This is a genomic window from Pseudomonas sp. MF6767 (assembly GCF_016405475.1).
GTDB lineage: Bacteria > Pseudomonadota > Gammaproteobacteria > Pseudomonadales > Pseudomonadaceae > Aquipseudomonas > Aquipseudomonas paracarnis.
On record NZ_JAEKCY010000011.1, the window covers coordinates 1 to 16738 of the forward strand.

A 16738-nucleotide genomic window follows, 5' to 3' on the forward strand; every position below is an offset into this window, starting at 1 on the left:
TTTTTTTTTAGATATGCGGCCTAACTCTGGACCCTTACCGGGTGTGGCCGCCGGCCGCGGCAGATGTTGATAGAAGACAGGGGGGTGGGCGGGCGACACGAGATCCCAGATCGAGCCCCCAAGCATGAGGGCCAGACCGATATAGAGCAGCCAACCGCTCCGCCAGCCATAAGCCCGCATCAAAAACACCGCAGCCAAGACCAGGACAGGGCCTATCAGGCCGAGTGCAGTTCGCTGCCACTGCCGATGTTTGAGCCAGCCAAGGGAATTGACGAGCAGCGCCAGGGCCGCAAACAAGGGCAGTAGCGTGGTGATGAACAGGCCTTCCCACTGGCTCAAAAAGCCCAGACCGATTGCAGCGCCTAAGCTAGCCAGAGCAGGAAAACACGCGGCGCAGCCTAGGGCTGAAACCAGCACACCGACGGAACTGGCTTTGTCACCGATCCGCGTGAACAGATTGAGAGGATTTCTCATTGGTATTTCCTCCTATTGCTTGATGGTAGATGGATAGCCGGCATCCTCGGTCGCCTTGGTCAGGGCCTCGGAGTTGGTCTTGGCATCGTCGAAGGTCACGATGGCTTCGCGTTTCTCGAAACTCACCTCGGTCTTGGTCACGCCCTCGACCTGGGTCAGCGCTTTCTTGACCGTGATCGGACAGGCGGCGCAGGTCATGCCCGGTACCGACAGGGTGACGGTTTGGATGGCGGCCCACACCGGGGAAACCACGGCAATGAGCGCGAGAGCGGCAAACAGCTTTTTCATGGGAGACTCCTGCCTGATCAGTAAAACAACGGGAGGATGTAGGGGAAACCGAGCGCGACCAGCACGAGTGCCATCACGAGCCAGAAAATGAACTTGTAGGTAGTTCGTACCTGCGGAATTGCGCAGGTCTCACCGGGTTTGCAGGCTTGAGCCGGGCGGAAAATGCGCCGGTAAGCGAAGAACAGCGCCAACAATGCCGCGCCGATGAAAAACGGGCGGTAGGGCTCCAGAACGGTGAGATTACCGATCCAGGCGCCGCTGAAGCCCAGGGCAATTAGCACCAGCGGGCCCAGGCAGCAGGTGGACGCAAGGATCGCCGCCAGACCTCCAGCGAGGAGTGCACCACGGCCCTTTTGTGATTCAGACATGGGTTCAACCTTTCGAATGTTTGATCGATGGGTTAAGGTTATTTCCGTAGTCAGGTACGGAGTCAAGCGGTATGAAAAACACTGCGGAAAGCCTGACCATTGGCGTCTTTGCCAAGGCAGCCGGGGTTAACGTGGAAACCATTCGGTTCTATCAACGCAAAGGGCTGTTGCCCGAACCGGACAAGCCCTACGGCAGCATTCGTCGCTACGGCGAGGCGGATATTGCACGGGTGAAATTCGTGAAGTCCGCACAACGGCTGGGCTTCAGCCTCGATGAAGTGGCCGGACTGTTGCGGCTCGATGACGGTACGCACTGCAATGATGCGCGTGTGCACGCCGAGCAGAAGCTCGAAGACGTGCGGGGGAAACTTGCGGATCTGCGGCGGATCGAGTTGGTCCTGGCGCAGTTGGTTGATGACTGTTGCGCGAGCCACGGGACGGTTAGCTGCCCGCTGATCGATTCGCTGCATGGAATAGATAGCCACGAAAACTTCGCGCCTTAGCCTACGATTTCCCGTTTCATTGCCCCCCTGTTTGTCGGCTTGAACAGGAAAAGAGCGGCGCTCAATGAGCCCCGTTGACTGGCCAAACCTACGGTCTGCTTTTAGCCACGCTCTTACCCTACAGAGCCGAGAGTCCTGATCACTTCGAATGCAAATGATTGGTCAGTTGCAACGCAAATGGGTGGTCAAGTGGGGTGCAATTTCGCAGTTTTTGAGTGTGAGCGCGTCAATCAGCGGTTAAAGGGGATTAAGGTCTGAGATGCAAGGCGGTGTAGTTCGGACGCTTACAGAACTGGTGCCCACTTAAATGTAAGTGCACACCATGTCTTGGCTTTGCAGGGCTGGGTAGATGACTTGGCCGTACGCATACGTTTTAACTCTCGTCGAATTGGTTAGAGTTAATTATGAGGGCGCTGAAGATGAAGGCAGAATGAAGCGAGTCGATGCAGCGCTGGGTAATCCGCAGATAATCCAAGCTTTTGAAACGGTTCTGTATCAAGCGGGGCGCAAAAATGTTGATGCACCTGATGATGGACCCAAGCTTGTCGAAGCTATGCGAGAGGTTGCGAAGCAAGCAAAAAGATGAAATGGAGGAGCCAGTTGGCTCCTTTTTTCATGGGTGCTTCTGGCGTATCAAATCCTCAAGGACATTCTTCTGGTCATTCAGGGCTTGAAGCGCCTGAATCGCTGCCGGAGACACGGTTGCGCGAGTCATGGACAGGACGATAGCTGTGACTAAACCCATCTCTACACAAGCCAGAAGGGCGCACTCATAGCCGTAATTTCCGACTGCATACAGCCCCACATTTTCGAACCGCGTGAAGCCCACCTCATCGTCAAACATGCGCGTGTGCAGGGTCACGGTCTTGGCGTTTGGATGAGCGCCGAAGTCGATGGAGCTTTCGTACAGCTCGTACATCCATGCACCTAGCTTGGGGTCATGTTCATCCACCAGTTTCTGTGCGTCTTTTATCGGAGCTTTGAAGGCTTTCTTGCAGGCTTTGTAGTCCTCTGGTGAGTTGTTCCGCTTCAACCATACCAACGACAAGGCTTCGTCTTTACTCATGATGAGCGCATAGCAGGCTGTCTCCAAAGCGGTGCGAAGGGTAGGGAAGACGCCACCAGCGTGACCCGTCATGCCGATCCTGAAGGAGGTCATCAGGAGGAATCGAGCATTGATGCGCATGGAGTGAATGACCAGATCGTCAGGCTGGACGTTCGAGCCACTGACGTGCTCGGTCAGGAAACTATCAAGGTCGTCCATCATGGTCAGGAACGGTGAGCCTGCAGCCAGAATTTCGTCCAGATTCTCAGTCCCGGCGTTTATGTAGGCGCGGAACGAATCATCACCATTACTCTTGAACATCACAGACCCTCGCTACGTTTGTTTTTCAGTTCAGCCTTGTACTGAGCAGCCTCGGCTTCGATACGCTCCATCGTCCAGCCTGCTTGCAGCCATAGCGGCTCAAGGAGAGCGGTGAGGCGCTTGTCAGTCTCTGAAAACAGCTCGATGTCTTCGTTCAGGGCAGTGACAATCTCGTCGAAATCTCCCGCATACAGCACGTCCATGCTCTCGCGAAAGAAGGTGTGTGCAAGGTGGTTTCTGCGCTTGTTCGACCGATGAATCAAGGATTCCAGATCGGCTGGCACGGTCGTGATTTTTTGAGGGAGTGGACCAGCCTACCGAAGGTTTTTGAGAAGGTTTCGTCGAAAAATTCCTCGTATTCCTCATCCGTCCATTCACCCTTGCGAGGCAGGAAATCGAGGTAGAACAGGGCGTTCACTATCCCATGCTCCAGCACCTGCGCCATATGCATTGCCGCACCGTAGTACGCGCACATTTCTTTGAATTGCAGGGCTTGAGGGTCAAGCTCTTCCATTGGCTTTCCTAGGTCTGCTGACCGCTCATTGAGAATGGTGAATCAAAAGCGTTAGAGCCTATTTATTCCCTCTGCAATAGTCGTACAGCTGCCGGGGAACGGCTTTCGTTTTGAGGAAGTCAATCAGCTCCTGACCTCCAATACGATTGCCGAGGTCATAGTCTCGATTTCCTTGCAGATGTGCGGAATCCATTGCGTATGAGAATCCGCTTTTTTCGCCCATAAGGTGGATGTGACCGCCCACTATGAACGCTAGCGTTGTGGTCTCATCGCCGTAGCCGGGTAGCTTGAACGCCTGCATGGCTGCCATGAAAGAACCACTCAAGTATCCACGCACGAACGGGCAGAAAAAAAGGTCATCGAAGTTGGGTAGCTCTCGTGCCATGGTGAATTGCATGTCGATGAGTGCTGAGACTACGTCGATGGCGGCTTGGGTTTTATCATCGATCTGAGGCTGTGCTTTTGGTTCGTCTTTCTTCTTGCCAAATTTCCAGAACGCCATTTCCATTTCCCCACAAAAATGAAGCTGCCGAAATCAGTGATTGAACTGCTGCAGGAAGGCTCTCAAACCGCCTTCAGGGTTCACGCCTTTCAGTGCAACGAGCATCAGCACACCAATCATGCGTGCCTCTGATTTGTCCATTTCAGTGCCGCCAAAAACGCTCTCGATGGTAGGTAGGGTCGTCTCGATCCACTCGTTGAGCATTCGCATCGGGTCTTCCTTCATGCTCCCTTCGTCCAGCTCCTTTTTTTCCTGAGGGGTTATGGCATTGAATTCTTCTGCGAGGTGGAAGGTTTGAAGGATGAATGCCCGTGCCATGCCGATGGTTTCAGGCATTTGTGATGCGTAATAGCGGCTCAACCAGATCGGAAAATTCAAGCGTGTGAGCTTGTTAAAGTCGTCAGTTTTCTTTTTGACGAAGACGAAGAAAATCACGATTCCTGCGACGACTGCACCAAACAAAAACTCCATGATAAATTCCTTCCGTTCTACGTGTGTAGTGTTGGCGTTTCACGCCCTTTTTGTGCAATCGAGCTGGCTTCAGGATCTGCAGCGCGCCTTGTGGTCCAAGGTGCCTAACGGCAATCATACATCGTGGGCTGGTCAGTAACGATGGTCAAACAGGGCGCTGTAGTTCTTGTACAGGGCGTCATACTTTTCCCAATATGTTGCACCACTGGCGACGTAGAAGGTGAGGAACGTTTCCTTACCCTTGTCCTTGGGTTTGGTCAGAACCTTGTTAGCTAGATTCCAGTATTGGCGAAGCATCTGGTCATTGGCTTTACGTGGGATGGGGTATCGCCCAGCCCAAACGACAGACTCTTGATAGAACCTGAGTATCCGCTTCTCGTTGATGTTTCGCTTTGTGCCTACCAGTGAAGCCAGCTCGTTCAGGTCGTGGATCTCAGGCGCTGCATCGCCTCGACTGACAAGGACGGCTTTCATCAGGACTTCCAAAGAGAGTCCACACAGCATGTGATAAACGGGATTGCAGGCTGTGTGCATACTGAAGCCTTTTCCCAACCCAAGCGTCTCTGAGACGCTCTGGTGGTTCTCACTGCGCATCGAGTACCAAATAGCACCTGCAGAAGCGTGAAGGTCGTTGGCACGGTTCAGCCAGTGATTGCGATGGTTTCTATCCTCGACCAGGGAAGGGCGCTCGTAATCGTCATCGTATCCATCGATCTCATAAGTCATAGTGAAGTCCTAAATCAATTCTATAGACACAAAAAAGCCCCAATTAAGGGGCTTCTTGCAAAGAAAGATTTACTCTTTTATTTCAGTGATGGTGAAGCCTTTGAATGCTTTTTTATCGAGCAGTGCAGCACGAATGGTAGAGCGCTTTGCATCCGGCGATTCTGTACCGTCTTCATATTTGAAGGTAGATGGAGTAACAGTTTTCCCATCAGCGCTGACAGTAAAGCCGAGCAGTTTGTAGGCTTCTTCATCACTGCCCGGACCAGACAGACCTTTGCGCATGACAAGGATGGCCTTCTTGCCTTTACCGTTATCAATCTCGAATTTCTGAGCTGGTTTGGTTGGACCTTTTTCAGTTCCGGCTGCAGCATTGCGAGTACGCTTAGGCGCTTCACCAGAAGTAGCATTTTGCAGGGCTACGTTTGTGCCCTTGATAACTTCAGCAGCGACTTCGTAAGCCAAATCGCGGATTTCTGGACCCCAAGCTTGGACAATAGTCTCAAACTTGTTCGCGCCACGGATTTCTTTGAATTTAGCGCCGAGATTCTTCTCGTCGCGCTTGGCTTGTTCCATTTCAGTATTGAGCTTAGCGAATGTTTCGTCGTCAGCTTCGGACAAAGCTTTCATCATAGCGGCGCGAATATCAGCCAGTTTAGTGCTTTCACCAACAGAAGTGATTTTCTTGAAAATGTTTTTGCCCAGTTCCTTTGCTTCTTGGCTGTAGAAACGTTCTCCAAGAACCTTGTCGTATTCGTTCTGTGCAGAGCTAGGAGCTTTAGGAGTGTTTACCATTTTCGTGAATCCTTCCAATTGTAGTAAATGGGCATTGAATTACTTGCCAGAAAAGGTAGTGCAGAGGTAATGGCTTGTCAATTCGATTTCAGCGTGAAACCCGAGATTTCATAATCGGAAACGAAAAAAAGCCCCGCGATGGGGCTTTCTTTAGGAAAGAATTATGAATTGGTGGTGATAGCCACGCCTTCAAAAGCCGTGCGGTTGATCAAGGCAGCAATAATTTCGCGCTTATTCGCATTGGATTCTGTCCCATCATTCAGGAGGAACGAAGCAGGCTCAATGGTTTCTTTGCCTGACTCATCAGCGTGAATCGAGAACCCAAGCAATTCATAGAATGGCTTATCAGCTGATGGTTTCTGAGGACCGCGAGTCATTGTGACGACTACGGACTCATCACCCTTAGTGATGGTGTGGGTCACGGGTGGCTTCGGCTCAGTCTTAGGACGTGAGGCTTTGGTTTTGCCTACGGGTGTGGTCAGCGCTTGGTGGCTGTGGGTCAGCACCTTGAAGGCAAGCCCGTAAACGATCTCTTGGAATGCAGGGTCTTGACGGAACGACGACAGAATCTGCGAGATAGAAAATTTCGAGCTGATTTCAGCCAGCGCAGCAGCGTTTTCTTGCTCTGCATCCTTGATGGTCTTCAGCTCAACCATCAGCTCATGGGCTGCATCGTCGTCAGCGTTGCCGATAGCTGTTTTGATTTGTTCACGCAGCTCGCGAATTTTTTGACTTTCGCCAGACGAATTGATCAAAGCGTCAAGTACAAACTCGCCAATGATTTTTGCCTCTGGCAAGTGGTCAGATTTATCAATGGCGTTTTCGTACTGTTCTTTAAACGAAAGGGTTTCTTCAGGCTGAATGGTCGAATCAGTCATTGTTTGTCCGCTGAGCTTGGGGTTCGAAATTGGGGCGGTAATATACCAAAATCGTTGTGCTCTTTCAATTAACATTGCTTCGCAGAAATTCATTAGCCCAGAAATGGTATAATCTGTACATAACAAAATTACAAATTATGGCATCTCCAAAACCACTTAACGCAATAATGCAGCACCTGAAAAAAGTGTGGAGCTACAATCCTGCACTCGATCCAGACCTATTACCTCAAGAAGACGATGACCCTGCTGAAAACGGCATGAAGTCAGAAATCGATGTGGATAACGAATATGGAACCCTCTCTGGTCATAGGATTACTTCTGGTATCAAGAAGAACGGCAGTGAGAAATACGACAAGCCGACCGAAGAGGCGAAGATTAAATTCGATGCGATACTCAAAGAGTATTGTGAGAAGTATCAGCTAACAAGTCATTACAACCCGCTCTACGGAAACTATGTGTTGAAAGACGCGCAAGGGAAGGGCGTGTACAACGTCAAGGAGCATGGTGAATTCAGGCACAATGGCTATGACATTTTAGGCGACCACTACAAAGACATGGTACGTATCTCGGCGCGTCAGTTCTTGAAGAACAATCTGAAGGTTTGTCCTTTCGTTGAAGAGAATGACCCGAAAATCCCAGCCGCAGTGCAAGAAGCTAATTTACGTTTGACAATCGAAATCATGCTTGAGGAAGGTGTTGAATTCGAACGCTTGAAAATCAATAGCAAGACATGGAGACATATTTTAGACGACTACAAGCCGAAAGAAGAAAATAAGAATGACAAGCCTGAGAGCGGGGTCAGTGGGGTTGCACACGCTACACCACAAGCAAATGCGCCTCCTGCCGTCGAAGCTGACGAAGCAAAATCTCAATCCAAGGCTGAGGATAAACCAACAACTGTCGATGAAATTTACCCGGATACGAAGGTCGTGTCGTGGCTAGATTCTATGGCAAACGAAACCGTCCTAAATAAAGAAAAGCCTATAGAGCCTGTTACGCATGATGATGTAGTGAGTACGAAGAAGCCTATATTCAAAGAAGAAGAGGAAAAGGCTAGGCTTGAAAAAGAGCTTCGTTGGGCGCTCGATACAGCCGCTGGAAATGTCGGGCTTCTCCTAAAGCAGAACGACAGTTTTGCGGCTAGAAATTATCAAGTGGAATTTTCGGCAGAAGGTGAGACTGTGACCATCCAAAACGCACAGCCTGCAGCCGACAATAACATCCATAAAGTGACGTTGCAGACGGCTGAGATTCCTGACGGGAAATTATACAAGGAAGAGGCTATTGCCTTTTATGCAGATAAGCTTGGTAAGCCAGCTCCAGCCACCAATGCCGCTGATTTTGATGCGTTGTTCGATCCAAAGGTCCACTCTACTGAGAAGAAGGTAGAGGAAACGCCTGATGCTGAGACTGAGCCAGAAGCTAAGAAAAACAGAACGAAGCTCAAAATATGATCAGTCTTTTTATCAAATCCAAGCGACCTGAGAAAGTCATAGATGAGAGCATCCTCACAGATGCTTTTGTCAAAGCTGTTAAAGAAAGGCTTGTGAGGTGTCTTTTAAAATCAGTGCATGAGGTTCCTATCATCGTGCCAGTGTCCAATGTTCACTCGCCCAACGGGCGGGAGTGGCTTTTGGCTGCTGGGGAGGGCTACCAGATCCGAGACATGTCGCACCTTCAGGCGAAGCTCCTGAAAGGCATGATGGTGAACCTAGCTCTTGAATTCTCCATCAGTGCTACAGACGAAGGGCAGTTCTGCCTGTCTGTCCTGCTTGATGAGTCACAGAGCCTCATCCAGACGGTAATCGCCACAACGGACAGAGTGATAGGGGATTTGCCCGAGGATCTGGCGAGCGGTGCATTGGAGCCTCTACTGGCTGCGTATCTCAGCACCTCGTCACGCTACCTTGTGAAGGATCTGAACGACTACCTGAGCGAAAGCCCACGGCTCACAGAAGCCCTAGCCCGCTTGAAGGGATCGAAAGGTCCGCACCTCGTCAGCGCCGGGAACAGCCTTAAAAGCATTTTGGATCGGACGTTGCAGAAGGACAAACCTGTTCTGTTCGATGATCTGTACACGCGAGACACATCAAACACCTTCAACAAAGAAGCCCAGTGAAGGGCTTTTTTTACAACTGAGGTAGGTGGCTATCAACGCCTGCGGCTGGTGGTAGACGGTCCTCTTCAAGCTCCACGATGAGTGATGCCAGATGGTATTTCTTGAGGTTCTTGCTGCTAAACAACTCCATCACATGGAATGGCGTCAGAACGCTGCACTTGTTGTACGAAAAGCCATTTTTTAAATAGGCTTGGTCAAGGAAGTGAAGGTTTTGAGCGTAATGAGGATTGTCTTCGTCAGGCTTCAATAAGGTTCTTCTGAATAGGCTATAGCGACTGTCCAGCATCGCTAAATACCTTTCAATCTCAGGGCGAAGGGCGCTAATCATTGCTGGGTCGAAACTGTCCTTCTTCTTTTGAGTCCTGATTATTTCCATGATGTAGCTTGATGAGAAATTTTGCTCGACCGGCATGAAGCTTAGGTGGTTGTCGATGGTTTTGACTATATCATCATCGTACAGATTTATAGTTTTTCTCAAGTCATCCCTGTCCAACTCAAATCTAGTCATATTCCGAGCGGGTGAAAGGCTTTCAACTGGCTTAGCCTTTAGGTCTGAAATGTGTTGCTGCACCGCGCTTGGAGTCTCTACGGGTCCGAAGCTCATATTGTCAATGTCCAGATCGTCAAATTCAATCGACTTCAAAGCTAGCTGCTCTTTCGTTATTTTAGTAAAGTCATTTTCAGTGCTGGACATATCAAGCCTCCTTTAGCTTTTTCTTTGCCGTTAGGTATTTGTTTAATCCATGTCCGGCAGCAATAGGTAATCCCACAAACGCCAACAAGCCAAAAATCGTCATTGGTGCTTGCTTTTGGAATTCAGTGAATGTCACAAGCCAATCAATGAAAGAGAAATCAAAAGCAAGCTGAAAGAATTTGCTTGAGATGAGTAGGGCAGCAAAAGCGTAAAATGAGATTCGTGCGATCTTGTCTGTGTCGATTTTCTTGGTTAAGTGAAAGATCACATTGGCGATAACCAGCAATACAGCTACTTCGAGATAGTTGTTGAAGCTCGCTTCCATTCCTTTCGTCATGAAGAAAAATATTGAAATGTTAGCGATGACCGGGAAAAGGCTTTTATCAGATGCGAACCAAGCGGCTACAGATTTTGGTGTGTTGAGTACTTTCATTGTTAAAAAATTGGTTACTACTGCAATTATACCATTTTGTTTGCGAAATCTTCCTGTTCAAGCCTAAGTGCGTACAAAAACGCTCGACGGTCAGGGTTGCTGTCGTTCGTGAACGCACCAACGACTTTGCACGAGGCGGAATCAACAATGATAAAGCACGAAATCTTTTCAGCTCCTTTCTCGCGCAGCATGAGCATTGTGTGAGGCTTTAGGGTCTGAAACATCCCACGCTGGAGCGGTTCAGACGACTTGCCTGACTCATGGATAAGCTCGATTTCACAGTTGGGTATTTGTGAGGTGTACGGCTCCATCGCTTCGATCAAACTCGTTGTGTACAGGCTTGCTGGTTCTGCCAGAGGCTTTTTGTACAGCAGATCAAAACGACTGTCGTTGAAGGGTTTTTCGTACTTCCAATTCTTCCCCGTGTCCAGATCCACAATGTTCGAGAATAGCTGACTGAAATTCTCTAGAAAATAAAGCTCAGCTTCGTCAGGCTGAGTACCTTTCAGGGCACGTCTGAAATGCCATTGGCTGTGACCGTTGGTTTCTACTCTGTGCCCCAAAGCCAGCCTATCAAGATGCGTGTCAATCGCTTCGTTTGGTAAGAAGTGACAGGCTATATATTCGTGCTTGTCTATTTTCTCATTTCTGTATCTTTTGATGAGTAATAGATGTTTGGGATTGCATTTATAGTTTCGGAATTTCAGCGAGTTTACGTACTTATCCAGCTTTGTTATGTCGGGGATTCTGACTGGCACGCTTTTACAGAAATGTCGAAACGGAAGATCGTTTTCGCATAATGAATCATCAATATTAAGTGTCATGGTTATTTATTTCAGGTTTAGCATATTATACCATTTGCGATATGCTATAATGAGCATAAATAAACTGTTAAATTATGAATGAATACGAATTAAAATCTTTACCTGATATAGATTTCATCTCTGAGCACAAAGAGCCTGAGATAAAGCAATTGGATTTCGGTCCAGCATCTGTAGAAAAATCTTCAATCCTAGAACGATCCGTTCTGCTTGTTCAGTCCTTGAAAAATCTTGGCATCGCCTGCGGATCAATGTCTCAAGCCAAAAAGCTATTGGCTGATACACCAGTTGAGAGGTTGGAAGGCGATTTACTGACCTACCAATTCGAGCCTGAGCCTGAGCCTGAGCCAGTGGTTGAGCAAAGCACGCCGAACGCGCCTGTGGCACATTCTCAATGGGGCACGGCTGGAATCGGTAGCTCGGAGGGTGATGGAGAAGAGCAAGAGCAAGAGCAAGACGAGCCAGCGGAGGATGTTGAAACAGATCTTCACATAGACGTAGATGAGTCGTTCTTTGTCGATGCAGATGAGGAAGCCCCGGTAGACGAAGCCCAAGCCTCTGATGCATTGATGGCAGAATCCCCCATCGAGGATGAAGCACACGTAGCAGCGCCGGTAGTAGTCGATGCCTCTGAATCTGTAGAAGTGGTAGCCGTAGCAGAGCACGCCCCTGAATCCACAACAGACGATCTCACAGTGCCCGGTGTAGCTGACGATGAGCCTGTGTACGAGTCCTTCATCCCTGCGCCTGACATTGAGGTTCCTACCCATGTAGAAGCGGAATTCAAGGACGTGTTGCCGTTCCTCACGCCTTCGCCAGCGGAGCCAGTAGAAGACGTTCAGGAAGCGGTTATGACTGCCATAGAGGTGTTTGACGCTGCTTTGTTTGAGTCAAAGCCTTTACCCAAGCCAGTCCCTACGCCACTGGACAGACAGCTTCGCCTTGGGGAGAAGGAATCAGTGAGTGCTGTGAAGCTCGAATTCATGACGGATGAGACTTACGCACGCTTCCACTCACTCGAAACCCGCGAGCTGAATTTCAGGCGCTTGGCGTACAAAGGCTTGAAAGAGTCTGCTGAGCTGACAGAGGGATTGAAAGCTTCCATCGAAGCCCTCGATTTCCCGGCGATTGAGAAATTCTTGAAAGTGCTGAACAAGTCAGTGAATTACAAAAGGCTGAGTGAGGATCTGGAAACCACTGTGCGTGATGTGATGCGCAGAAGCCAAAAGCGATGGGGTAAATAATCTCCACTAGAAAAGAAACCCTCAAGCTGAGGGTTTTTCTTTACCAATTTACGCCTAGTTTTTGTAGCTGTTCCATTATAACTGTAGCCGTGTGTGGCAAGTCTACAATCAAAACTGCGAATATCATTATCCAAATATTCTTCCAATACGAATCTCTGTTGCTACCCTCCGAGAATTTTCTCAAACCATTCAATCCGATAAAGAAATAGATAACACCTAAACCTTGGAACAAATAAATAATTACCCTAAGATTTTCAAGGAATTTGGTTTTCGCATCGCTATCCTCTTGGAGGATTCTGTCCTTCAATACTCCGTTTATCTCGCTTGTAGCTGTGTCCCAGCAACCGCTGCCCGACGAAATCTTGCTTGCAAGCTGGCTATCTGAAACAAAGCACATTCCTGTGCCATCACCACGGATAGTGTGAAGCGTCGTGTTCAAAGTCGATGAGCCAGCGAACATCAGGAACCCAACAAGAACAAGGGCAATAGCCTTACCTTTGTTCCGGTTGTTTTGTTCAGCAATCAGCCTTAGCTCATAGAACCCCATCAAAAGGGTTGCGGCTCCTACTAGCATCACCCCGGCGTAGAAACACCAGATGACGGCAGAAATCAAATCGTCCTGTGCGCTCTGTGCTGATGAAGAGGTTGTGCCCGATGCCGTTTCGCCTGACAAGCCACCAGTCGTTACCAGTGGAGTAGAAAGGGAATCTTTTTGGGGTGTGATAATTACGTCAGAGTCATCGGCTCTTGCATCCATCGACATCGACAAAAAAAGCACAAAAGCCATTATCGCTATTAATGCGATTTTCTTTAGTTGTATATACTTCATTCGAGTTTATATTTGTTTCGCTTATTATACCATTTGAGGTTGTTCAAAATGGTAAAATATGGCTAACAACAAACATGCATATGAATGAACGTAATAATTGAAAGTGAAGAAGCAAGGAAAACAAAGGAAAAGGCGCTTGTCGAACTGAACGAGAAAGGCGTTTTTTACGCTGAGGTCGTGCGCGGCGGTTTGTCCCTTTTCGTAAAACTGGTCATTGCTTTTGATAAGAAAAAATACTCTGTTCTAGCCAGTCGCTTGAAACCTATCACTAAAGTCCACAGCGTAAGCCCTCGCTTCGTTGATGGATTCCGTGTGGACAACAACATGGTAAGTCTCAAAAGGCTGAGTGAGGTGAGTGATGAAATTATCAACACGCTAGAGGTGGTCTCGTGATGACAAAATTGAGAGAGCTTGAGCGTGCGAAGCTAGATGCTGATTGGGTAGACCCAGCAGAAGTGGCAGAAGCGAAACGCAAAGCTATAGAAGCGGCATGGAAAGAAAATGAGAATACGCCTATCGAGGTTGAGAAAAGGTTGAAGGCTAACAAGGCAGAACTGAAAGCCCTGATGCCGTACATCAAAACGCTACGCAAAAAACCATTGTGGGATGAAATGCAAAAACAGAAGCCAGCATGAGCTGGTTTTTTTTATTGGCTTTTTTATCTTATGTGAAAATTGCTGATGGTCAAAATGCTATAATTCGATTATCAAACCAAATAATAGTTAATCGAAATGAAATATGAAATTAAATACGATGAAATGGATGCGAGAGACGTAATCAAGAACAAGCCGATCTATCGAGGCATCTGCCTTCTAAACGAAACTGGAAAAAAGCGCGTCAAAGACATGAAAGGTGCTCGATCAGACCTGATGGATAGGGTTCTACAATTCGCCTACGCTTATGAAAAGCACTACCTGAACGAGGACGGCGACTACGATCTCATGTTAGACGGCACACCAGCTTATGAGCCGCCTTCAAAAATCCAATGCTTCAATTATGCCAAGGGTATGGTGCAAAGCGAATTCGACGGTGGATATGATGAGTTTGGGGTTCCCACAAAATACGTACTGACGAAATTCGAAAAAGACGAAATTTGGAAAATATTCGCTGGTAGATGAAAATAAAAGCCTTAACAGGCTTTTTCTCGTTTTGAAATTTTAAGCTGTTTATGTAGCCTTTATGGGAATTTAGGCTTTCATGTTTGAAAATTGTTGAGTGGTGAGATTACAGAGCTTTGGCTCTGTTTTCTTTTTTGCAGTTCCGAAATGGTATGATTAGCTCATAACAAGCAAAATTACCATGTCAAATCTAAAGCCAGAATACCGCGCTCAGGTCCAGAGCTTCATACAAGCAATGGATTATGCCAACAACGTCAGCGAAGAAGCTGATTTCAAAATGTCTAAAATCAGAGATGAAGCGTTCCTTCCTCGTTGGCTCACAACCCTTGTGACTGATGAAGTCGTGAGGCAGGGCGAGTCTGGTCCTTCTGTGCTGAATTTCGGCGGTCCAGTCTTCACCAACACTGTGATTGAGAAGGGTGGGGAGAGCTACTACGGCTTCGACATGTGCAACGAGTACACGAAGCCAGACCATGCGCCGATGACCGTAAATGCCCTAACCAAGACCATAGACAACTACATCACGCTCAGGAACCACGTAGTAGCGCAAGGCGTGCCGCTGCTCGACCTCGATAACACAATGAAAGAATGGTACGGCAAGATGAAGGGGATGCTCATGCCAGACCCTGCGGCTCAGTTGGTGAGCAACCTGAACGAGAAGGGCATTGCCGTGAAGACGCTTGATGACCTCCAGAACCTCAAAGGCGAAGCGTTTGACCGATTTCGTGAGGTAGATATGCCTAACACATGGATTGCGCTCAACCCGCACATCAAGGGCTTCAAGAATGATTTCATCGTTCCGCAAAGGTTTTGGGATTTCGAAAACTCATACGCTGCAAGGATTCAGAAGCGTTTCGCAGAACCTGCCCCCGTGGTTGAGCTGGTTGAGGAAAAGAAGTCTAATCGACCAAAACTGAAAATGTGAGAAAAGATTCGCCGTTGAGGCGAATTTCGGTTTTTGGATTTGGTATAATTTGATTCATAACCAAATAATACAGAAATGATTAAATTCTACACGCTCGAAGATTCTGCCGAATTCTTCGCTCCGCTCTACGACTCCATAACTGAAATAGCTACCCAGCACGGATACAGAAAATCCGGCAATGCTTTCGAAGACTATAATGATGAGTTCCTAATCCTTCTCGAAGATTATGCAGTGCATTTGGCTGCTGATGTACCTTTGACGGTAGTGAAAGAGATAGGCTTGGCAGTCAGGAAATTTAAGAACAAGGATGTGACGCTTTTGTATGGCGGGTCATTCGTAACGCATAAGCAAATCAAGATGCTTGTTGAGATGGAGAAGCAGACCGCCTAAATGGTAGTTTCGTAATTTCGGAATATAAATTTAAGAAGTATTTAAGAAATAAAATTCCTTAATGGGCTCTTTTTAATTTTTGCATGGTATAATTCGAGTATAACCAATAATACAAAAAATAATTATGATAATTTCAATTGAGAATTCAGCGAGAAAAGTACCTTCTAAGACAATGAATACTATGAGGTTTATGAAATACATGCTTGGTCAAAAGTCTGACTTTAAATTGGTTCTTGATGATGATTTTGAGAAGGTCGAAGAAGCAAAGCCGGAAGGTTCATGCGGAAATATCGCTCGATTTCATATCAAGGCTCCTTTGCAAGAAGCTTTGAGTTATCCAATCGTGAAGCTGCTAATAGCAGATGCTAAGCGTGATGGCGAAATTTATTCACTTGTTCCGGTTAGTGATTCTGAATGTGTTTTAGACGTTTCGCAGATAAACAGATCGTTGAAGGTTGAAAGGGCTGCTGGTGTAGTGAGCTATAATAAATTTGTGGATTACAAAACTAAGGGCAGAAAGAAGTGAATTTCAGATTAAACTTAAAGCCTCCGCATGGAGGCTTTTTTGTGCCTGCTCGTAGCGTTGTGCCTGTGTGACTTAGAGGTGTAACCTCTCAATCCCCTACCTCAAAGGACTGATGCTTTGAAATCCCCCCGTACCATCCAGCGTATTTTGGCACAAGGTCACTTTGACGGTCTCTGCCTCATCTACTCGTTGTTCAACGCCTACAAAGCGCTGAGAAGCCCAAGCGAAAAAGCTTCTGATTTTGCGTACAGGAACTCCAATTTCTGGAGACGCGTCATCGGCAACACGCCATCTCTCCACAATTTCGTGCTGGGTGAGGGTAGTGACTTCGGAAGGCTTAGGAATGCGACCGATGCGAAGGTGAAGCAAGCCTTCATCGCGACATGCTTTGACGTGATGACGGATGGAGCTGCTGTGTCCCCAGTGGTGACTCCCACAGATATTGAGTCGCTAACCACGATGGATTTTTCGGACTCGGTGGCGATCCTCTGTGTTAAGGAGAAGGCTGAGTTCGAGGAAGGTGGGATGGGGGATCACTGGGTCGCGATTGTGGGACGGGATGATGATTCCGGGGTCTACCTAGTGGCTTGCTCCTACACGAACCATTCCTACGGGCTGAATGAGCGGCAGGATGCCAAGACTGGACGCTTCTACAACACGACGATTGAGGTAGGAGGCATAACCAAATCCACGTCCTACCCTGAAAACATCAACATGATCCAGCTCGTTTCCCGCGCATGAAAAAGCCCCTATGCGG

Annotated in this window: 27 protein-coding genes; 12 read left to right on the forward strand and 15 right to left on the reverse strand. The window is 48.0% G+C overall.

All coding sequences use genetic code 11. The features are described from left to right. From merC to merT, 3 genes are all read right to left on the reverse strand, one after another. The coding region (gene merC / locus JFT58_RS17785) for an organomercurial transporter MerC (protein ID WP_442963551.1) at positions 1 to 474 on the reverse strand (474 nt) is incomplete at its 3' end. 12 nt (positions 475 to 486) lie between these two features. Beyond that, positions 487 to 762, reverse strand: a complete 276-nt coding sequence (gene merP, locus JFT58_RS17790) for a mercury resistance system periplasmic binding protein MerP (protein WP_003425048.1) — start codon at positions 760 to 762, stop codon at positions 487 to 489. A 17-nt stretch (positions 763 to 779) separates the two neighbouring features. Next, complete coding sequence (gene merT / locus JFT58_RS17795; protein WP_003425049.1) at positions 780 to 1130, reverse strand: mercuric ion transporter MerT; 351 nt, start codon at positions 1128 to 1130, stop codon at positions 780 to 782. 71 nt (positions 1131 to 1201) lie between these two features. Here merT and merR point away from each other — a divergent pair, with 71 nt between their 5' ends. Beyond that, positions 1202 to 1633 (forward strand): Hg(II)-responsive transcriptional regulator, encoded by a 432-nt coding sequence (gene merR / locus JFT58_RS17800; protein ID WP_003425050.1) that lies wholly within the window; start codon positions 1202 to 1204, stop codon positions 1631 to 1633. A 349-nt stretch (positions 1634 to 1982) separates the two neighbouring features. Beyond that, a complete protein-coding gene (locus JFT58_RS17805) occupies positions 1983 to 2219 on the forward strand; it encodes a hypothetical protein (protein ID WP_198834423.1) in 237 nt (78 codons plus the stop codon). A gap of 27 nt (positions 2220 to 2246) precedes the next feature. On the opposite strand, the gene JFT58_RS17810 is transcribed toward JFT58_RS17805, so the two are convergent. The 8 genes from JFT58_RS17810 to JFT58_RS17845 all read right to left on the reverse strand — a co-directional run bounded on the left by JFT58_RS17810 (position 2247) and on the right by JFT58_RS17845 (position 6882). Then, positions 2247 to 2999: a hypothetical protein gene (locus JFT58_RS17810; RefSeq protein WP_198834424.1), complete on the reverse strand. Its 753-nt coding sequence runs from the start codon at positions 2997 to 2999 to the stop codon at positions 2247 to 2249. Further along, the gene (locus tag JFT58_RS17815; RefSeq protein WP_198834425.1) at positions 2999 to 3283 is read right to left on the reverse strand and encodes a hypothetical protein; all 285 of its coding nucleotides are present in this window, start codon (positions 3281 to 3283) and stop codon (positions 2999 to 3001) included. Before JFT58_RS17815 ends, JFT58_RS17810 begins: the two co-directional genes overlap by 1 nt. Continuing rightward, entirely contained in the window at positions 3259 to 3513 is a 255-nt protein-coding gene (locus tag JFT58_RS17820) for a hypothetical protein (RefSeq protein ID WP_198834426.1), read from the reverse strand. Before JFT58_RS17820 ends, JFT58_RS17815 begins: the two co-directional genes overlap by 25 nt. Positions 3514 to 3571: 58 nt before the next feature. Then, entirely contained in the window at positions 3572 to 4015 is a 444-nt protein-coding gene (locus tag JFT58_RS17825) for a hypothetical protein (protein WP_198834427.1), read from the reverse strand. Between the two features lie 33 nt (positions 4016 to 4048). Next, positions 4049 to 4486: a hypothetical protein gene (locus JFT58_RS17830; protein WP_198834428.1), complete on the reverse strand. Its 438-nt coding sequence runs from the start codon at positions 4484 to 4486 to the stop codon at positions 4049 to 4051. A gap of 132 nt (positions 4487 to 4618) precedes the next feature. Continuing rightward, positions 4619 to 5212: a HEPN domain-containing protein gene (locus tag JFT58_RS17835; protein ID WP_198834429.1), complete on the reverse strand. Its 594-nt coding sequence runs from the start codon at positions 5210 to 5212 to the stop codon at positions 4619 to 4621. Positions 5213 to 5281: 69 nt separating this feature from the next. Then, complete coding sequence (locus JFT58_RS17840) at positions 5282 to 6004, reverse strand: hypothetical protein (protein WP_198834430.1); 723 nt, start codon at positions 6002 to 6004, stop codon at positions 5282 to 5284. 161 nt (positions 6005 to 6165) lie between these two features. Further along, positions 6166 to 6882, reverse strand: a complete 717-nt coding sequence (locus JFT58_RS17845; RefSeq protein WP_198834431.1) for a hypothetical protein — start codon at positions 6880 to 6882, stop codon at positions 6166 to 6168. A 167-nt stretch (positions 6883 to 7049) separates the two neighbouring features. On the opposite strand from JFT58_RS17845, the gene JFT58_RS17850 reads away from it, so the two are divergent. Together JFT58_RS17850 and JFT58_RS17855 are read left to right on the forward strand one after the other, a co-directional pair. Next, positions 7050 to 8336 carry a hypothetical protein gene (locus JFT58_RS17850; protein WP_198834432.1) on the forward strand — a complete coding sequence of 429 codons (1287 nt, stop codon included), beginning with the start codon at positions 7050 to 7052 and terminating at the stop codon, positions 8334 to 8336. Continuing rightward, the gene (locus tag JFT58_RS17855; protein ID WP_198834433.1) at positions 8333 to 9001 is read left to right on the forward strand and encodes a hypothetical protein; all 669 of its coding nucleotides are present in this window, start codon (positions 8333 to 8335) and stop codon (positions 8999 to 9001) included. Before JFT58_RS17850 ends, JFT58_RS17855 begins: the two co-directional genes overlap by 4 nt. Before the next feature lie 10 nt (positions 9002 to 9011). Here the strand turns inward: JFT58_RS17855 and JFT58_RS17860 are convergent, their stop codons facing one another. The 3 genes from JFT58_RS17860 to JFT58_RS17870 are packed head-to-tail and all read right to left on the reverse strand — an operon-like array spanning position 9012 to position 10952. Then, a complete protein-coding gene (locus JFT58_RS17860) occupies positions 9012 to 9695 on the reverse strand; it encodes a hypothetical protein (RefSeq protein WP_198834434.1) in 684 nt (227 codons plus the stop codon). Between the two features lies 1 nt (position 9696). Continuing rightward, the gene (locus JFT58_RS17865; protein WP_198834435.1) at positions 9697 to 10128 is read right to left on the reverse strand and encodes a hypothetical protein; all 432 of its coding nucleotides are present in this window, start codon (positions 10126 to 10128) and stop codon (positions 9697 to 9699) included. A gap of 26 nt (positions 10129 to 10154) precedes the next feature. Then, on the reverse strand, positions 10155 to 10952 hold the full coding sequence (locus tag JFT58_RS17870; RefSeq protein ID WP_198834436.1) for a hypothetical protein: 798 nt from the start codon (positions 10950 to 10952) through the stop codon (positions 10155 to 10157). Positions 10953 to 11026: 74 nt separating this feature from the next. Here JFT58_RS17870 and JFT58_RS17875 point away from each other — a divergent pair, with 74 nt between their 5' ends. Continuing rightward, complete coding sequence (locus JFT58_RS17875) at positions 11027 to 12193, forward strand: hypothetical protein (protein WP_198834437.1); 1167 nt, start codon at positions 11027 to 11029, stop codon at positions 12191 to 12193. Positions 12194 to 12233: 40 nt separating this feature from the next. Here JFT58_RS17875 and JFT58_RS17880 read toward each other — a convergent pair whose 3' ends face one another. Next, a complete protein-coding gene (locus tag JFT58_RS17880; RefSeq protein ID WP_198834438.1) occupies positions 12234 to 13022 on the reverse strand; it encodes a hypothetical protein in 789 nt (262 codons plus the stop codon). Between the two features lie 84 nt (positions 13023 to 13106). Between JFT58_RS17880 and JFT58_RS17885 the strand changes: the two genes are divergently transcribed. The 7 genes from JFT58_RS17885 to JFT58_RS17915 all read left to right on the forward strand — a co-directional run bounded on the left by JFT58_RS17885 (position 13107) and on the right by JFT58_RS17915 (position 16722). Beyond that, complete coding sequence (locus tag JFT58_RS17885; protein WP_198834439.1) at positions 13107 to 13415, forward strand: hypothetical protein; 309 nt, start codon at positions 13107 to 13109, stop codon at positions 13413 to 13415. Further along, a complete protein-coding gene (locus JFT58_RS17890; RefSeq protein WP_198834440.1) occupies positions 13415 to 13657 on the forward strand; it encodes a hypothetical protein in 243 nt (80 codons plus the stop codon). Before JFT58_RS17885 ends, JFT58_RS17890 begins: the two co-directional genes overlap by 1 nt. A gap of 96 nt (positions 13658 to 13753) precedes the next feature. Then, entirely contained in the window at positions 13754 to 14140 is a 387-nt protein-coding gene (locus JFT58_RS17895; protein ID WP_198834441.1) for a hypothetical protein, read from the forward strand. Positions 14141 to 14321: 181 nt separating this feature from the next. Continuing rightward, positions 14322 to 15065: a hypothetical protein gene (locus tag JFT58_RS17900; RefSeq protein WP_198834442.1), complete on the forward strand. Its 744-nt coding sequence runs from the start codon at positions 14322 to 14324 to the stop codon at positions 15063 to 15065. Positions 15066 to 15140: 75 nt separating this feature from the next. Further along, positions 15141 to 15455 (forward strand): hypothetical protein, encoded by a 315-nt coding sequence (locus JFT58_RS17905; protein ID WP_198834443.1) that lies wholly within the window; start codon positions 15141 to 15143, stop codon positions 15453 to 15455. 190 nt (positions 15456 to 15645) lie between these two features. Then, positions 15646 to 15981: a hypothetical protein gene (locus JFT58_RS17910; protein WP_198834444.1), complete on the forward strand. Its 336-nt coding sequence runs from the start codon at positions 15646 to 15648 to the stop codon at positions 15979 to 15981. 117 nt (positions 15982 to 16098) lie between these two features. After that, a complete protein-coding gene (locus JFT58_RS17915) occupies positions 16099 to 16722 on the forward strand; it encodes a hypothetical protein (RefSeq protein WP_198834445.1) in 624 nt (207 codons plus the stop codon). Positions 16723 to 16738: the final 16 nt, after the last annotated feature.

What these genes read in the sequence shown, in the direction of transcription:
- JFT58_RS17850 (WP_198834432.1), top strand. Translation starts at nt 7,050, where the DNA reads ATGCAGCACCTGAAAAAAGTGTGGAGCTACAATCCTGCACTCGATCCA.
- JFT58_RS17870 (WP_198834436.1), bottom strand. Translation starts at nt 10,952, where the DNA reads ATGACACTTAATATTGATGATTCATTATGCGAAAACGATCTTCCGTTT.
- JFT58_RS17900 (WP_198834442.1), top strand. Translation starts at nt 14,322, where the DNA reads ATGTCAAATCTAAAGCCAGAATACCGCGCTCAGGTCCAGAGCTTCATA.
- JFT58_RS17845 (WP_198834431.1), bottom strand. Translation starts at nt 6,882, where the DNA reads ATGACTGATTCGACCATTCAGCCTGAAGAAACCCTTTCGTTTAAAGAA.
- JFT58_RS17910 (WP_198834444.1), top strand. Translation starts at nt 15,646, where the DNA reads ATGAAATACATGCTTGGTCAAAAGTCTGACTTTAAATTGGTTCTTGAT.
- merT (WP_003425049.1), bottom strand. Translation starts at nt 1,130, where the DNA reads ATGTCTGAATCACAAAAGGGCCGTGGTGCACTCCTCGCTGGAGGTCTG.
- JFT58_RS17880 (WP_198834438.1), bottom strand. Translation starts at nt 13,022, where the DNA reads ATGAAGTATATACAACTAAAGAAAATCGCATTAATAGCGATAATGGCT.
- JFT58_RS17830 (WP_198834428.1), bottom strand. Translation starts at nt 4,486, where the DNA reads ATGGAGTTTTTGTTTGGTGCAGTCGTCGCAGGAATCGTGATTTTCTTC.
- JFT58_RS17820 (WP_198834426.1), bottom strand. Translation starts at nt 3,513, where the DNA reads ATGGAAGAGCTTGACCCTCAAGCCCTGCAATTCAAAGAAATGTGCGCG.
- JFT58_RS17895 (WP_198834441.1), top strand. Translation starts at nt 13,754, where the DNA reads ATGAAATATGAAATTAAATACGATGAAATGGATGCGAGAGACGTAATC.
- merR (WP_003425050.1), top strand. Translation starts at nt 1,202, where the DNA reads ATGAAAAACACTGCGGAAAGCCTGACCATTGGCGTCTTTGCCAAGGCA.
- JFT58_RS17885 (WP_198834439.1), top strand. Translation starts at nt 13,107, where the DNA reads ATGAACGTAATAATTGAAAGTGAAGAAGCAAGGAAAACAAAGGAAAAG.
- JFT58_RS17890 (WP_198834440.1), top strand. Translation starts at nt 13,415, where the DNA reads ATGACAAAATTGAGAGAGCTTGAGCGTGCGAAGCTAGATGCTGATTGG.
- JFT58_RS17855 (WP_198834433.1), top strand. Translation starts at nt 8,333, where the DNA reads ATGATCAGTCTTTTTATCAAATCCAAGCGACCTGAGAAAGTCATAGAT.
- JFT58_RS17805 (WP_198834423.1), top strand. Translation starts at nt 1,983, where the DNA reads ATGACTTGGCCGTACGCATACGTTTTAACTCTCGTCGAATTGGTTAGA.
- JFT58_RS17905 (WP_198834443.1), top strand. Translation starts at nt 15,141, where the DNA reads ATGATTAAATTCTACACGCTCGAAGATTCTGCCGAATTCTTCGCTCCG.
- JFT58_RS17860 (WP_198834434.1), bottom strand. Translation starts at nt 9,695, where the DNA reads ATGTCCAGCACTGAAAATGACTTTACTAAAATAACGAAAGAGCAGCTA.
- JFT58_RS17875 (WP_198834437.1), top strand. Translation starts at nt 11,027, where the DNA reads ATGAATGAATACGAATTAAAATCTTTACCTGATATAGATTTCATCTCT.
- merP (WP_003425048.1), bottom strand. Translation starts at nt 762, where the DNA reads ATGAAAAAGCTGTTTGCCGCTCTCGCGCTCATTGCCGTGGTTTCCCCG.
- JFT58_RS17840 (WP_198834430.1), bottom strand. Translation starts at nt 6,004, where the DNA reads ATGGTAAACACTCCTAAAGCTCCTAGCTCTGCACAGAACGAATACGAC.
- JFT58_RS17835 (WP_198834429.1), bottom strand. Translation starts at nt 5,212, where the DNA reads ATGACTTATGAGATCGATGGATACGATGACGATTACGAGCGCCCTTCC.
- JFT58_RS17825 (WP_198834427.1), bottom strand. Translation starts at nt 4,015, where the DNA reads ATGGCGTTCTGGAAATTTGGCAAGAAGAAAGACGAACCAAAAGCACAG.
- JFT58_RS17810 (WP_198834424.1), bottom strand. Translation starts at nt 2,999, where the DNA reads ATGTTCAAGAGTAATGGTGATGATTCGTTCCGCGCCTACATAAACGCC.
- JFT58_RS17865 (WP_198834435.1), bottom strand. Translation starts at nt 10,128, where the DNA reads ATGAAAGTACTCAACACACCAAAATCTGTAGCCGCTTGGTTCGCATCT.